This window comes from Paraburkholderia sp. BR10954, from assembly GCF_040965775.1.
Lineage (GTDB): Bacteria > Pseudomonadota > Gammaproteobacteria > Burkholderiales > Burkholderiaceae > Paraburkholderia > Paraburkholderia youngii.
The window spans coordinates 36,364-51,288 of sequence record NZ_JBFRCK010000022.1 but is presented as its reverse complement, the minus strand read 5'-3'; the positions used below and the strand labels follow the sequence as shown (position 1 = coordinate 51,288).

The 14,925-nt window shown below is 63.6% G+C and carries 14 protein-coding genes and 1 pseudogene; 7 read left to right on the top strand and 8 right to left on the bottom strand.

Annotation, left to right across the window (positions count from 1 at the left end; translation table 11 throughout):
* Nucleotides 1-217: 217 nt before the first annotated feature.
* Nucleotides 218-1,558, bottom strand: a complete 1,341-nt coding sequence (locus tag AB4Y34_RS26440; protein WP_368717687.1) for a type II toxin-antitoxin system HipA family toxin — start codon at nt 1,556-1,558, stop codon at nt 218-220.
* A 1-nt stretch (nt 1,559) separates the two neighbouring features.
* A complete protein-coding gene (locus tag AB4Y34_RS26435; protein ID WP_018433135.1) occupies nt 1,560-1,814 on the bottom strand; it encodes a helix-turn-helix domain-containing protein in 255 nt (84 codons plus the stop codon).
* A gap of 231 nt (nt 1,815-2,045) precedes the next feature.
* Here AB4Y34_RS26435 and AB4Y34_RS26430 point away from each other — a divergent pair, with 231 nt between their 5' ends.
* The 5 genes from AB4Y34_RS26430 to zwf all read left to right on the top strand — a co-directional run bounded on the left by AB4Y34_RS26430 (nt 2,046) and on the right by zwf (nt 7,171).
* Complete coding sequence (locus tag AB4Y34_RS26430) at nt 2,046-3,386, top strand: FAD-binding oxidoreductase (protein ID WP_176105735.1); 1,341 nt, start codon at nt 2,046-2,048, stop codon at nt 3,384-3,386.
* A 52-nt stretch (nt 3,387-3,438) separates the two neighbouring features.
* Nucleotides 3,439-4,071, top strand: coding sequence for a C39 family peptidase (locus AB4Y34_RS26425; protein ID WP_368717686.1), 633 nt, complete (start codon nt 3,439-3,441; stop codon nt 4,069-4,071).
* Nucleotides 4,072-4,160: 89 nt separating this feature from the next.
* Nucleotides 4,161-4,439 (top strand): hypothetical protein, encoded by a 279-nt coding sequence (locus AB4Y34_RS26420; protein ID WP_176123124.1) that lies wholly within the window; start codon nt 4,161-4,163, stop codon nt 4,437-4,439.
* 83 nt (nt 4,440-4,522) lie between these two features.
* Nucleotides 4,523-5,455, top strand: coding sequence for a bifunctional Delta(1)-pyrroline-2-carboxylate/Delta(1)-piperideine-2-carboxylate reductase (gene lhpI / locus AB4Y34_RS26415; protein WP_368717685.1), 933 nt, complete (start codon nt 4,523-4,525; stop codon nt 5,453-5,455).
* A gap of 234 nt (nt 5,456-5,689) precedes the next feature.
* Nucleotides 5,690-7,171 (top strand): glucose-6-phosphate dehydrogenase, encoded by a 1,482-nt coding sequence (gene zwf / locus AB4Y34_RS26410; protein WP_176384615.1) that lies wholly within the window; start codon nt 5,690-5,692, stop codon nt 7,169-7,171.
* A gap of 18 nt (nt 7,172-7,189) precedes the next feature.
* On the opposite strand, the gene AB4Y34_RS26405 is transcribed toward zwf, so the two are convergent.
* On the bottom strand, nt 7,190-7,390 hold the full coding sequence (locus AB4Y34_RS26405; RefSeq protein WP_221314121.1) for a hypothetical protein: 201 nt from the start codon (nt 7,388-7,390) through the stop codon (nt 7,190-7,192).
* Here AB4Y34_RS26405 and AB4Y34_RS26400 point away from each other — a divergent pair.
* Complete coding sequence (locus AB4Y34_RS26400; protein ID WP_176384614.1) at nt 7,341-8,486, top strand: nucleoside hydrolase; 1,146 nt, start codon at nt 7,341-7,343, stop codon at nt 8,484-8,486. The two genes, AB4Y34_RS26405 and AB4Y34_RS26400, sit on opposite strands and share 50 nt — an antisense overlap.
* A 33-nt stretch (nt 8,487-8,519) precedes the next feature.
* Here the strand turns inward: AB4Y34_RS26400 and AB4Y34_RS26395 are convergent, their stop codons facing one another.
* Both AB4Y34_RS26395 and AB4Y34_RS26390 read right to left on the bottom strand, forming a co-directional pair.
* Nucleotides 8,520-9,476: a LysR family transcriptional regulator gene (locus tag AB4Y34_RS26395; RefSeq protein ID WP_026228225.1), complete on the bottom strand. Its 957-nt coding sequence runs from the start codon at nt 9,474-9,476 to the stop codon at nt 8,520-8,522.
* Nucleotides 9,477-10,217: 741 nt separating this feature from the next.
* Entirely contained in the window at nt 10,218-11,270 is a 1,053-nt protein-coding gene (locus AB4Y34_RS26390; RefSeq protein ID WP_176384612.1) for an NAD(P)-dependent alcohol dehydrogenase, read from the bottom strand.
* Nucleotides 11,271-11,608: 338 nt separating this feature from the next.
* Here AB4Y34_RS26390 and AB4Y34_RS26385 point away from each other — a divergent pair, with 338 nt between their 5' ends.
* Entirely contained in the window at nt 11,609-12,577 is a 969-nt protein-coding gene (locus tag AB4Y34_RS26385) for an AraC family transcriptional regulator N-terminal domain-containing protein (protein WP_368717684.1), read from the top strand.
* Here the strand turns inward: AB4Y34_RS26385 and AB4Y34_RS26380 are convergent.
* From AB4Y34_RS26380 to AB4Y34_RS26370, 3 genes and pseudogenes are all read right to left on the bottom strand, one after another.
* Nucleotides 12,574-13,381 (bottom strand): annotated as a pseudogene (locus AB4Y34_RS26380) (molybdopterin-dependent oxidoreductase). The gene AB4Y34_RS26385 and the pseudogene AB4Y34_RS26380 sit on opposite strands and share 4 nt — an antisense overlap.
* Nucleotides 13,378-14,028 carry a cytochrome b/b6 domain-containing protein gene (locus tag AB4Y34_RS26375; RefSeq protein WP_368717683.1) on the bottom strand — a complete coding sequence of 217 codons (651 nt, stop codon included), beginning with the start codon at nt 14,026-14,028 and terminating at the stop codon, nt 13,378-13,380. The pseudogene AB4Y34_RS26380 and the gene AB4Y34_RS26375 overlap by 4 nt, the downstream one beginning before the upstream one ends.
* A 43-nt stretch (nt 14,029-14,071) precedes the next feature.
* Nucleotides 14,072-14,713 carry a hypothetical protein gene (locus tag AB4Y34_RS26370; protein WP_368717682.1) on the bottom strand — a complete coding sequence of 214 codons (642 nt, stop codon included), beginning with the start codon at nt 14,711-14,713 and terminating at the stop codon, nt 14,072-14,074.
* Nucleotides 14,714-14,925 lie beyond the last annotated feature (212 nt).

Below are 14,925 nucleotides of genomic sequence, written 5' to 3'. Positions count from 1 at the left end.
GCGGGGACAGCAAATGTACCGTAAAAAAATTCACTGTTTATGATTTTGTCAGACCGTCGCCGAGGCCGCTAATGCAAGCGACGCAGCCGTCGCGCGGGTGACTTTTGATGCATTGAGCATCAAAAAGTATTCTACCGGTGAAACGATGACGAAACCGTAGGGAATCCACGAATGAGTTGTGCGCAAGCCAACGGTTCAGGCTTCTGGCCGCAAGCGTTCAACTCGCCGGCATCGTGTCGAGCCGGGCCGCCGAGTTTTGAAGTCCCTTGAAAATCCGCTCGGCGACCTTGCCCGGAAAGCGCTCGGGCAACGCCGCCGACACCCGCTCGATCACGCCGGGCGTCTGCTCGATCAGACGCTGGATCAGCGGCTCGGCGTTGGCGCCGTACGAACACTTCAACGCCATCGCGTTGAAATGACGCCGCTGCACGTCGCGAAACGCATCGTGCTTGCTGCGCGACCACAGACCCATCGCAAGCCGCGCCTTGTACCACGACCACTGGTTCGGGCCATTGCCTTCGACCGGCCAGATCGACATCACGTCGTAAAGCGGCGTCAGACGGTACTGGCCACCCGCGAGCAGACGGATGCTGAAGTTCTTCGCGTGGCCGTCCGGCGCGGCCAGCATCCAGAACAGTATCTGGCTCGCGAGCAGGGTCTCGAGGTCCTGCCGCGCATCGACCGACTGCTGCAGAATCCGCGCGAGATCGAGCACGCCGGGGCCGCCCTCGTTCTCGTACTTGCGATGCGACGGCACGCCGTACACCTGGCAGAAATCTTCCTGCGGCAAACGCAATAGCCAGCTGCCGCTCGAATGCATCTGCCGGTCGAAGCGTTCGACGGCGAGCACGCGCTGCTGGCCGAAGCTGAGCACCTCGGTGTTCGCGACCGGCAGGCCGAACTCGCGCAGAATCCGCATGCACAGCCACTCGTTTTCGACCGACGTGCTCAGATCGGCGAGCCGGTTGCCGACTAACCCCAACGGCAGCTTGAAGATATGTGTGGTCGGCGTCGCGCCGTGCGGCCGCTGCCATTGGCCGTCGTGCCACAGCAGCGCGGTTTTCTCCTGCGCGCCGGCGAGCGAGATGCGGAAGTCGTCGGGTTCGTCGGGCGCGCCGAGCGTCGGTTTGCCGACCGTTTGCGCGAGCAGCGCCTTGATGTCGTCGTCGGAGAGCGGCGTGCCTTCGATGCGCTGAACCCCGGCCGGCGCGTCGTCTTCGCCGAGCAGCTGGACCGCGCCGACGCAGTCGCGGCCGATGGCCCGCAGCAGGTCGAACGCGTCGAGCGTTTCGGTCCGGTAGCGCTGCGCGATGCGTTTGCGGATAGCGTCGCTGTCGGGCAGCAGGTTGTCGAAGTAGTTGAGGACCCGCGGCCCTTTGTGCGTCATGTTGCCGGGCGTGAACGGCAGCGACAGCGACAACGGACGACCCGCGGGCGACGCGATCCAGGCGGCGTCGTAGGCGAACTCCATCGGGCCACGCGCGCGCAGGCGCCAGACGCCGACGCGCTCGCCGTTGGCCCAGACCGACAATGCCTTCGAGGCAGTTTGCCGGGTCATCTCACCACTCGACGTTCGGTGCCGGCTCGGCGCTCGGCTGATTTTTGTCGCGCAACTGCAATTGCAGGCCGTAGGCGCCGCACAGCGCGAGCAGCTGCGTAAGCGTGAGCCCGCTCGCATCGGTTTCGAGCGCGGAAATGCGGCTTTGGCTCACGCCGACGCGCGCGGCCGCCTCGGTCTGCGTGAAGCCGGCTTGGCGGCGGCTGGCCGCCAGCAACTGCGCGAGCTGGTCCGACGTGGTGATCAGATGGAGCATGGCGGATTATTTGCGAGACGAATAAACGCAATTTATGCGTTACACGAATATTTGTCAAATATTTGCGTCACAGATAATCGACGAATATCCGTGTGACGGATGATCGCGGAATCCGGCAGGAGCCGGCGCGTCGTGCCGGCTGCGACCAGCAGCGGTGCCGAACTCTCGCGGCATTGCGGACAATGGCCGCCACTGCGAAGATGACGCCCACGTCTCCAACCCGCCCAACCAATGACCACGACTTACCCGCTGCACTCGACCTTCACGCCCGCCGACCAACCGTTTCCCAGCCGCGCCGACGTCGTGATCGCGGGTGCCGGCATCATGGGCTGCGCGGCCGCTTATTACCTGGCGCGGCGCGGCCTGTCGGCGGTGGTGCTCGACAAGTCGCGGATCGCCGGGCAGCAGTCGTCGCGCGCGTGGGGCTTCGTGCGCCAGCAGGGCCGCGAAGCCGCCGAGGTGCCGCTGATGATGGCGTGCATTCCATTGTGGAAAGAACTCGAGCGTGAGCTGAATTTCGATCTCGAATGGCGCCAGGGCGGTTGCCTGTATGTCGCGACCAATGACGAAGACTGGACTTCGTTCCAGCAATGGCTCGAAGTCGCGCGTCAGTATGGCCTCGACACCCGCACGCTCGACCGCGGGCAGATCGACGCCGTCGTCACCGGCATGCAGGGGCCCGCGCTAGGCGGCCTATACACGCCAAGCGACGGTCAGGCCGAACCGCGCCGTGCGGCCGCGGCGTTCGCGGCGCGCGCGGCCGAAGCCGGCGCGCTGTTTTTCGAGGGCTGCGGCGTGGTCGGCGTCGAACGCGCGGGTGGCGCGATCGCCGGCGTGGTCACGGAGCGCGGCACGATTCGTACCTCGCGTTTGATCTGCGCGGCCGGCGCGAGCAGTTGGCGGCTCCTCAGGACGCTCGGTCTCGAACTGCCTCAGCAGGCGGTGCGCGGTACTTGCATGCGTACCAATCCGCTGCCGCCGATCACCGCGTCGACGTTCTGGGGGCACGGCCTCGGCATCCGGCAACGCGCGAACGGCGCGATCAACCTCGCCGACGACATGCAGGTCGACGTCGACATGACGCTCGGCCATTTCCGCGCGCTCAAATGGTTCCTGCCGGAACTGTGGACGCAGCGCGAGAAGTTCAGCTTCCATCTGAACGGCGCCTGTCTGCGCGATCTGCGCGAACGTCTGCCGGGTGGCGTGCCCGACGCCGAACGTGTGCTCTATCCGCGCGACCCGCATCCGCAGCCTAACCCGAGCCACGCGCCGCGCGCGTTGAACAAGCTGCGCGCGCTGTTTCCGGCGTTGCGCGACGCCCAGGTGGTCGAGGCGTGGGCCGGGCTGATCGACGTGTTGCCCGATGGAATTCCTGTGATCGATGCGCCGCCGCAGGTCGCTGGCCTGACGATCGCGACCGGTTTTTGCGGACATGGGTTCGCGATGGGGCCGATCGTCGGCAAGCTGCTCGCTGAACTCAACGATGGCGGCAACGCGTCGCTCGATCTGTCGGCGTTCCGTTTGCAGCGTTTCTTCGACGGCACGATGAAGCGGCCGCGCAGCATGCTGTGATTGTGCGCAACGCAACCCGACCCAGTACGACTCAACCCGACCGATACCCGCGATGACCGAACCCGTTCTCCGCCACGCCGATGTTCCGTACTACACGCAATGGGGCAGCCCCGAATGGGTGCGCGACATCGTCGAACAGCAGCGCGATCCGTGTGACGACCCGCACTGGCAGCGCAGCGGTTTCGCCGACCCCGAGCACTATCGATTCTGGGCGCAACGCCTGTGCGGGCTGACGTGCCTGGAATCGGCGCTCGACTACTGGGGCATCGATCACGCGCCGCGCGCCGCATTGCTCGACGACGCGCTGCGGCACGGCGTGTATCGGCTGCGCGACGATGGCGGTGTCGACGGGCTGATCTACCGGCCGTTCGCCGACTGGGCAGGCCCGGCCTTCGGCCTCGATATCGACGTGCTGCCGCAGGCGTCGCTCGAGGAGATCGTGGCGCGGCTCGACGCCGATACGCTCGCGATCGTGTCGGTGAGCCCCGAGATCCGCTACCCGGAGCGGCCGAACCAGCAGCGGGGCGGTCATCTGATCCTGCTGCACGGCCGGGATCGCGACGGCGTGTGGTTCCATAACCCGTCGGGCGTCGCGCCGCATCAGTCCGACGTGTACCTGCCGTTCGCGACGATGTCGCGTTTCTATGCGGGGCGGGGGATGACGCTCGGCCGCTGCACGAGCTAGCTGGCGCGCTGGGCATGACGCGGCCTTCGCGATTCGGGTCTGCTTCCTGCTGAGGCAGCATCTTCGACGTGCGACCTATCGGATCTCCCATGAATCGAGCCTTCCGCCTGCTTGCTGCCAGCCTCGTCGTGCTCGACGCTGCCAGCGCCGCGCAGGCCGCGACCCGCGAAGAACAGGCCCATGCTTGCCGTCACGATGCGTTCCATTTCTGCGCCGCGGAGATTCCGCACCGGGCGAAGATCATCGCCTGCATGAAGCGGCACCTCGACGAACTGAGCCCGGCGTGTCGGGCGATGTTCGGCAACGGCAACGGTAACGGCAACGGCAAGAACGGCGACCAGAACCGCGACGGTAACGGCGGGAAGTAGCCGCCCACACGACTAGTCAATTTTCTTGCGCTCGGTTACGGTGACGCCATGCCCACTCCATCCAGCATTGGACCGTCCCGCCCATGACCCGCCCGACCACGCAGATCTTCGACGCCGCCGCCACCGCGCGGCTGATGCCTTATGCGGCGCTTGTCGACGCATTGCGGCGCGCAAGCATCGACTACGCGCAACGACGCATCGTGAGCCCCGAGCGGCTCGTCGTGCCGCTGAACGCCGGCGGCATCATGCTGTCGATGCCCGCCACCGCGCCCGATCTGGCGATCCACAAGCTCGTCAACGTGTGCGCGAGCAACGGCGCTCGCCATCTGCCGACGATCCACGGCCAGGTGATGGCCTTCGATGCCGATACCGGCGAGACGCTGTTCGTCCTCGACGGTCCGACCGTGACCGGCCGCCGGACCGCGGCGATGTCGATGCTCGGCATCGCGACGTTCGCCGCGCGCACGCCGCGCGAATTCCTGCTGATCGGCACCGGCACGCAGGCGCTCAATCATCTGGAAGCGATCGGCGAACTGTTTCCCGACGCGTGCGTGTGGGTCAAGGGCAGCGCGCCCGCGCGCGCCGAAGCGTTCTGCGCGGCGCAGCGCGGCAAGGTGCGCGAGTTGCGGCCGCTCACCGAAACCGGCGCGACGATTCCGGCTTCGGTCGAGGTCGTGATCGCGTTGACGACGAGCAAACAGCCGGTCTACGACGAGACGGCGCGCGCCGAGCGGCTCGTGATCGGGGTCGGCGCTTTCACGCCGCAGATGGTCGAGATCGGCGCGACGACGATCGCGGGCAGCGCGCTGTTCGTCGACGACGAGGCCGGCGCGAAGCACGAGGCCGGCGATTTCATCCAGGCGGGCGTCGACTGGGCGCGGGTGGGCGGGATCGCCGCGGTGCTCGGTAAGCCGCAGCCGGTGCCGGCGGGACCGGTGGTGTTCAAGAGCGTCGGCTGCGCGGCGTGGGATCTGGCCGCGTGCCGGGTCGCGCGAGACGCGCTGGCGCGCGGCTGACCGTCGGCAGTCCACCCGCCAAAATCACGCAAAATATCCCGAAAAAACAACCGCGTGGCGCGCAAGCTTGGCAACTTGCGCTAACCTGCGGCAGATGTTGCCGTGCAAACTATCTCAAAACGTTGCACCATAGAAGTTTGCCGGAAAAAGCGCCATACCGGACGTGAGCCATAGCCCGTCCGCCCGCCGCCGATTCCTGATCGACGCCTTCCCCCTAGACGCTGCGACCGTGCCATGAAGACCCAACAAGCTCCTGCCACACCCGACCTGCCGCTCGACATGATCATCTTCGGCGGCACCGGCGACCTGTCGTTCCGCAAGCTGCTGCCCGCGCTGTACATGGCGCATCTGCACTGCAACCTGCCGCCGGACACCCGCATTCTGACAATCGGGCGCAAGCCCTGGTCGCGCGAGGAATACATCAGCGAATTCATGGAGCAGAAGGCTAAGCCCTTCATCGACAAGAAGGCGTTCGATGCATCCGCGTGGGACAAATTTCTCGCGATTTTCGAATACGTGCGGATGGACGTCGATTCGCCCGAGGACTACCAACGCCTGAAAGAAGCATCGCGCGACGGCGTGAACCGCGTGTTCTACCTGGCGACGTCGCCGGATCTGTTCACCAATATCTGCGACAACCTGTCGGCGGCCGGGCTTGTCGACGCCCATTCGCGCGTGGTGCTCGAAAAGCCGCTCGGCCACGATCTCGCGTCCGCGCAGGAGATCAACAACGCGGTCGGCAAGCATTTCGAAGAATCGCAGATCTACCGGATCGACCACTACCTCGGCAAGGAAACCGTGCAGAACCTGATGGTGCTGCGCTTCGGCAATCCGATTTTCGGGCCGCTGTGGCAGGCGCCGTACATCAAGAGCGTGCAGATCACGGTGGCCGAAACGGTCGGCGTGGGCACTCGCGCGGGGTTCTACGACAAGACCGGCGCGCTGCGCGACATGGTGCAGAACCACCTGCTGCAACTGCTGTGCATCGTCGCGATGGAGCCGCCGGTGTCGCTCGATCCCGACGCGGTGCGCGACGAAAAGCTGAAGGTGCTGCGCTCGCTGCGGCCGATGACGCCCGAGGACATCGCCCGCGACACGGTGCGCGGCCAGTACACGGCGGGCGCGGTCGATGGCGAGGCGGTCAAGGGCTACCTCGAAGAAGAAAACGTGCCGGCGGGCAGCCGCGCCGAGACCTTCGTCGCATTGCGCGCGCGGATCAACAACTGGCGCTGGGCCAACGTGCCGTTCTTCCTGCGCACCGGCAAGCGGATGCAGAAGAAGCTGTCGGAGATCGTCATCGAATTCTCCGAGCTGCCGTTCTCGATCATTCCGAGCAATGGACGCACCTACGGCAACCGGCTGGTGATCCAGTTGCAGCCGGAAGAGTCGATTCAGCTGCAGGTGCTCGCGAAAGAACCCGGCAGCGGCATGCATATGCTGCCGGTGAATCTGAACCTGGACCTGCAGCAGGCGTTCACCGAGCGTCGCGCGGAAGCCTATGAGCGGCTGCTGATCGACGTGATCCGCGGACGGCTGACACACTTCATGCGCCGCGACGAACTCGAAGCGGCATGGGCGTGGGCCGAGCCGATTCTCGACGGCTGGGCGAAGTCGGGCGAGCGGCCGCGCTCGTATTCGGCGGGCACGTTCGGACCGGCGGCATCGACCTCGCTGATGACGCGCGAGAACGCCGTGTGGGCGGAGGAAGCGCAGTAATGCGCCTTTGACGGCGCGCTATTCGAGGCGGCTCGCGACGTTGCAGTGGCGTCGCGAGCCGCTTTTGCTTGCGCTGTCGTTGTGCGTTGATTGTTCGTCATTCACATGGCTTGCGCCTATGATGGTTTCCTTGTCCGCGTCATTCAGCGGCATTTCAAAGGAGGCATCGATGAGGCGAATTCTCGTGGCATTGATCTGGGCGGCAAGCGTGGCAATCACACTCGATCTCACGGCTTACGCCAGCACCGGTGTCAATGCCCGAAGCGATCCGCCGAAGGTGATCATCGACAGCGACTACAACACGCTCGGCGACGACGGGCAACTCGGCGTGATGGCCGCGCAATTGCAGGCGCAGGGTTCGCTGAAAGTGCTCGGCATTACCGTGGTGTCCGGCAATCAGTGGCTCAAGCAGGGTGTTGCCGATGCGTTGAAATCGGTCGAGCGGCTCGGCGTCGAACAACAGGTCGGCGTGTATGCGGGCGCGAATTACGCGCTGTCGCACGACTTCACGACGATCCAGCGGGAACTGAAAGAATTCCCCGGCGGGGACGGTTACATTGGCGCATGGAGCAAGCCCGAGCCGAAATCGGCAAGCGAGCTCGTCGCGCCGCCGGATGGCTTCGCGACGCACACCAAGGTGCGAAGCCAGAGCGCGACCGACTTCATCGTCGAATCGGTGAAGCGCTATCCGGGCGAGGTGACGATCCTCGCAATCGGCCCGCTGACCAACATCGCGTCGGCCACCCGCGAGCACCCCGAAATCGTGCCGCTGATCAAGCAGATCATCTACATGGGCGGCGCGATCGACGTGCCGGGCAATACCACGCCCACTGCCGAATTCAACTGGTGGTTCGATCCCGAAGCGGCGAAAACAGTGCTGCATCTGCCGATCAAACAGACGGTGATTCCGCTCGACGTAACGAATACCGTGCAAATGGACAAGGCGCTTTACGACCGCATTGCACACGATCCGGCGAAGCAGACCATCATCACGCAACTGTTCAGGACGCTGAACGGTTACGGCTACGACGGCAAGAACGGCTTCGAGACCAATCCGAACTACACGACGAACATCTGGGACACGCTGACGCTCGCGTATCTGATGCATCCGTCGTTCGCGACGCAGACCGTCGAGGAATGGGTGGATGTGGATACGAGCTTCGGTGCCAACGATGGCAAGGCAACGGGCTACTCGAGTTCGCCGCCGCCGGGTTTGCAGAAGATGACGATCGTCAAACGTTTTGATAATCCGGCGTTTTTCAATTTCTATGTCGATCTGTTGACGCGGCCGGTGCCGGTGCGGCCGATGGACTAATCAACGCGCGAGCGCCGCGCGCCCGCACCCGCTTTATGCGGGATGCAGGCCGCGCAGCAACTGCCGCACGCGCGACAGATCCTGCTCGACGTGGCCGGCCTTCTCGAACAGCTCGGCAAGCCAATCGACGAACGCGCGCACGCGCGGCGACACGCGGCGGTTTTTCACGTACGCGACCGAGACCGGCATCGGCACGGGTTTCCATTGCGGCAGCACTTCATGCAGCAAGCCCGAGTCGAGGTAAGGCTGTGCGGCGATGCGCGCGGGCTGGATCATGCCGAGGCCTTGCAGTCCGCAGGTGAGGTACGCCTGTTCGTCGCTGACCTGCACGAAGCCGTTGAGCTTGACCTTGCGCGCTTCGCCGTCCACTTCGAAATCGAAGTCGCATTCGCGGCCGCTATGCGGCGACACGCAGTTGACCGCGACGTGCGCGCGCAGCTCGTCGAGATCGGCTGGCGTGCCGTGGCGGGCCAGATAGGCTGGACTCGCGCAGGTGACCTGATCGAGCGTGCCGAGTTGGCGCGCGACGAGATTGGAATCGGGCAATTCACCGAGCTGGATGCTGCAGTCGATTGCTTCGGAAACCATATCGACGGTGCGGTTGCTGACGCCGATCGCGAGATCGAGGTTCGGGTAGAGGGCGTGGAACTCGTCTAGCGATGGAAGCACGATTGCGCTTGCTACTGCGCTCGGCATTTCTATGCGCAGGCGGCCGGTCAGGTTGTCGGTCGAGTTGCGGATGCTGGCTTCCATTTCGTCGATGTCGGCCAGTATTTGCGCGCAGCGTTCGTAATAGGCGGCGCCTTCTGGTGTGATGCTCAGGCGGCGCGTCGTGCGGACCAGAAGCGCTGTGCCTAGCAGGGCTTCCAGGTTCTGGACGATCGTCGTCGCCGTTGCGCGGGGAATGTTCAGTGATTCCGCTGCGCGGGTGAAGCTGTTGGTGTCCACGATTCGGATGAATGTGCGCATTGCAGTTATTCTGTCGATCACTGGGATGCTCCAAATGAGGTTTCTCTTTTTTGCCTGCGGCGGGTGTTTGGTCTTTGTTCCTGTGGTGTTGGCCTTTCCTTGATTTGTTGTCGGTCTATTAGCGTTGCCCCTGTGCGGGGCGGCACCTACTTTCTTTGCTGCTGCAAAGAAAGTAGGCAAAGAAGACAGCTCAAACCGCTAATTCTTAAGCGGGCACCGTGCCCCACAAGCGGCAGTGGTGCATCTGGAATCCGTGCCCCCGCACATTCGACGGCAGTGACAAAGCCGTCATCCATCCCACTCCGCACTACGTGCGTCGCGGACCGGTATGCAGGGGAAACCAGCGTGTTTTTTGTGTTGTGGGGCCATCGGCTACGCCTCGGCGACACGCCGAACCGACCAATGGTTTGAGAACAGTGCTTCGGCGCGCGCAGCGCCGCCGGAGGTATGACAGCCTTGTCACTAACGCGGAATGTGCGAGGTGACAGATTCCAGATGCACCACTACCTCACGCGCACCGAGGGACCCGCTTAAGAGTTAGCGGTTTGAGCTGTCTTCTTTGCCTACTTTCTTTGCAGCAGCAAAGAAAGTAGGTGCCGCCCCGCACAGGGGCAACGCTAATAGACCGACAAGAAATCAAGGAAAGGCCAACACCCTAAGAACAAAGAAAAAGCGCGAAGGCAAAGAAAACACAACAACAAAACAGAACCCCGCGCCGCAGGCGCAAAAACAGCCACCCGCTGCGCGGCAAACAAGCAGCTATTACTTCCGCAACGAATCCATATCAATCACAAACCTGTACTTCACATCGCTCTTGAGAATCCGCTCATAAGCCTCATTGATCTTCTGCATCGGAATCATTTCAATATCCGAAGTAATGCCATGCTCCCCGCAGAAATCGAGCATTTCCTGCGTTTCGGCAATACCGCCAATCAGCGAACCAGCAAGGCGCCGCCTCTTGAAGATCAGATTGAACACCTGCGGCGACGGATGATCGTGCTCCGGCGCACCGACCAAGGTCATCGTCGCATCCCGCTTCAGCAGATTCAAAAACGGATTCAGATCATGCTGCGCCGCCACCGTATTGAGAATGAAATCGAAGCTATTCACATGCGCTTCCATCTCCTGCGGATTCTTCGAAACAACAACTTCATGCGCGCCAAGCCGCTTCGCATCCTCGATCTTCGACGGCGACGTCGTAAACAGCACGACATGCGCACCCATCGCCCGAGCCAGCTTCACACCCATATGGCCGAGTCCGCCGAGGCCGACAATCCCGACCTTCTTGCCCGGGCCCACGCCCCACGTGCGCAGCGGCGAATACGTGGTGATGCCCGCGCACAGCAGCGGCGCGACACCCGCGGGGTCGAGATTCTGCGGCACGCGCAGCGTGAAAGCTTCGTCGACGACCAGTTGCGTCGAATAGCCACCGTACGTGATCTGTCCGTCGACGCGATCGACACCGTTGTACGTGCCCACCCAGCCGTTCTCGCAATACTGCTCGAGACCTTCCGCGCAGCTCGAACAGGTGCGGCACGAATCGACCAGACAGCCGACCGCGACCAGTTCTCCGACCTTGTACTTCGTTACGTTCGGACCGACCGCGGTCACGCGGCCCACGATTTCGTGGCCCGGCACAACCGGGTAGATGGTGTTCTTCCATTCGTTGCGCGCCTGATGCAGGTCGGAATGGCACACGCCGCAGTACAGCACTTCCATCTGCACGTCATGGGCGCGGGGTGCGCGGCGCTGGAATTCAAATGGGGCGAGCGGCGTGGTGGCGTCGGTCGCTGCATAGGCATACGTCGTGCTCATGGGTAAACTCCAGCAAAGAGGGTGATGGCGCAACATGCGACGCGCCGGCGATGCGCAACACTGGGTTGCGGATGCGGCGGGCCGCAGCATGAACCGGAGTCGGGGCGCGTGCGTAGGTGGCCAACATCAGCGTCCAGCAGACTGATGGTGGCCAATTACCGCGCACGCTGCGCGCGGCGAAAAGGGCGATCCGGCAGGGTTCCCATCTTAGGAGTCCGGCACCCGCCGGGGAATACCTGATTGTCTTGAAGGTTTGCCTAAAACTCTGGAGGAGCAGCGCGATACACTGTTTGGTGCTAAATTCCAGGCATTATTCTCCTGGCTGTCACCATATCGTCATGTCCACTCAAGCTGTCGATTACGTCACGAACGATGCGGCGCAGTGCCGCGTGCTCGAACTGTTCAACCTGCTCGCGCCGAATCCCGGCATCACGCGTTCGAGCCTCGAAGGCGTCGACCTGCTGCGCGCGAATCAGCCGATGGCGCGCAGGCCGGTGATGTACGAGCCGAGCATCGTGATCGTTTGCCAGGGACGCAAGCGCGGCTTTATCGGCGATCAGGTGTTCCAGTACGACGCGCAGCAGTACCTGGTGTTGTCGGTGCCGTTGCCGTTCGAATGCGAGACCGAAGCAAGCGAACAGGAGCCTTTTCTCGGCATTTCCGTGCGCGTCGATCTGACGATGGTCGCCGAGTTGCTGATGGCGCTCAACGAGACTCAGGGTATCGCGCAGCACGAACCGGCCGGCATCTACTCGACGCCGCTCGATCCCGCGCTGAGCGGCGCAGTGAAGCGTCTGATGGAAGCACTCGCAGCGCCGCTCGATGCGCGCATCCTCGCCCCTGGAATCGTGCGGGAAATCTGTTATCGCGTGTTGACCGGCGAGCAGGGCGGCGCGATTCGCGCGGCGCTCACGCACCAGAATCACTTTGGCCGCATCGCCAAGGCGCTGCGGCGCATTCATGCGGACTACCACGGCTCGCTCGATGTCGATACGCTCGCAGCCGAGGCCGGTATGAGTCTCGCGGTGTTTCATGCGCAGTTCAAGGCTGTCACCGCGACGTCGCCGATGCAGTACGTGAAGACCACGCGTCTGCATCACGCGCGTCTGTTGATGGTGCAGGATGGCTTGAATGCCGGCGCAGCCGCCGCGCGGGTCGGGTACGAAAGCGCGTCGCAGTTCAGCCGCGAGTTCAAGCGGCTATTCGGCCTGAGTCCCGGCGACGAGGTCAAGCGCATGCGCGCCGCTCACGATGCGCCGCTGCCGCGCGCGCACAAGCCGGTGCCGCGTTATGTGACCGCGGTCTAGAGTCCGCTGAACCAGTTGTAGCCCTGATCTTCCCAGTAGCCGCCGGGGTTCGTGTTGGTCACGAAGATCGCGGCGATATGCTTCGGGTTCTTGAAGCCGAGCTTGGTCGGCACGCGCAGCTTCAGCGGATAACCGTATTTGGCCGGCAGCGGCGCGTTGCGGAAATCGAGCGTCAATTGTGTTTGCGGATGGAGCGCGGTCGCCATGTCGAGGCTCGAGTAATAGCGGTCCGCGCATTTGAAGCCCACGTAGCGCGCGCTCAGATCGGCGCCGATCAGTTGGAGAAACGTGCGAAACGGTACGCCGCTCCATTGTCCGATCGCGCTCCATCCCTCGATGCACACGTGACGAGTGATCTGCGAAACTTGCGGCAATTTGCGCAACTGCTCGAGACTCCAGCTGCGCTTGTCCGCGACGAGCCCCGACATTTCGAGCCGAAAGCTCGAGCCGTCGATATCGGGTGCATCGAACTCGGGATAGAACGCGTTGAACGGAAAACGGATCGGTGATATCGCGCGCGGCATAGGTCGGCGCTAGCTTGTTGCGATTGAAGAGCCACGCCTGCACGCGATCGTTCCAGCGCGACATCGCCCACAGCACTTTGTCCACTGAATCATTGTCCTGCAGATTGCAGCCGGACAGCATCGCGAGCGCGCCAATGGATAGCGAGGAGCGCAGAAATAAGCGGCGTTGCAATTGCTCGATTTGCGGCCGGTGCTCGGCAAGCACGATGCATGAGCGGCGCGCGCCGTCTGTATTGGCGTGGGTATCGTTCGCCGTGTCGGTTCGTTGCGGGGCGCTCATGCGCGAGTCCTCTGTGGGGCTTGATTGATGCGATGCGTGCGGTGCCGGGCGCGTCCAGTGAACATCGGCGGCAACGTGCGCGGCACCAGCAGCACCAGCAGCAGATGCACGACGACGAAGCCGACCACGCCGGCCATCGCGACGAAATGCACGCGCCGCGCAAAATCGAAGCCGCCGAACAGCGCGGTCAGCCACGAGAACTGCACCGGCTTCCAGATCGACAGTCCCGATGCGACGAGCAGCACCCCGAGCAGCAGCACCAGCAGATACAGCGCGCGCTGCACGGCGTTGTACCGGCCGGTCTCGTGCGGCAGTCTGAAGCGCAACGCGAGCGCCGCATCGCGCGCCACGTCGCGGGCACGCACCGGCAGCAGCTTGCGACGCAAATGGCCGCTCGCGACGCCGTACGCGAAATAGAGCAGCCCGTTCACGCACAGCAGCCACATCGCCGCGAAGTGCCATGCGATCGAGCCGCCGAGCCATCCGCCGACCGTCGCCCATACGGGAAACCGGAACGGAAAGATCGGCGACGCGTTATAGATTGCCCATCCGCTCATCACCATGCAGACCATCGCGAACGCGTTGATCCAGTGCGTCACGCGAACGAAGAGAGGATGAACGATCAGAGCTGCTTGCGAGTCGGGCATTGGCTTCAAAGACGAGAGGGAGGAAGACGAAAGCAGTGCCGCGTTACATCGGCGGCGTCACGCCATGCTCACCGGCCGAAATGAAATTCGCCGCCATCGAGCCGTCCGCCTCCTTGTGCGCAAACAGCACGACCTTCGCGCCGGGCGTCAGCAGCGCGCGGCTGCCAGGCTCCAGACTGACGATGGGCACATCCTGCGGAATCACGATCTTCTTCTCGCCGTCCTTGTACTTGACGGTGATCGTGCGGCCGTTGCTGACCACCAGCGAGCCGACCGTGCCGTTCGTCATCGTGCTGTTCGCGCCGAGATCCCACGGTCGATGACCTTCGCCCGAGCCGCGCATGCTCGGCGGGAACACATGCACTTCGAGCGCTTTCAGCGTGCCGTCGGACTGCGGAATCGCGGCGGTGCCGACATAGCTGTCCGGCTTGATGTCGGTGACGTTCGCGAGCGTGACGCCGCGAATCGGCGTGTCGGCGGCGAGCTTCACGTCGACGTCCTGGCCGTCGCGCGTGTGGACTTTGAGCAGATCGCCCGACAGCGACGTGACCGTGCCGCGTACGCCGGTCGGCACGGCAGTCTGGGCCAAAGCCGCGAACGTCGTAGCGAACAGCGCGGCGGCGAGTGCGGGGACGGCGAGGGCGCGCAGCGTGCGTGCGCGGACAGTGTTCATGCGTGTCTTCATCAGGCAACTCCAGGAAAGGGATGCAGCGTGGTGGATGGTGCTTTCAGACTAGCCGCCACATCGGCTCATCAAGGTGACGGGAGGATGACAAAAACGTCATCAATGGCCGACGGCGGCCACGTAGAATGGCCGCCGGGGAGCGTCGCAGGTTTTTTCGAGCGCTCCCGTCAGGCGTTTATTGCGCGCGCGAGCCCGGCCTTGCGGGTCGAGTC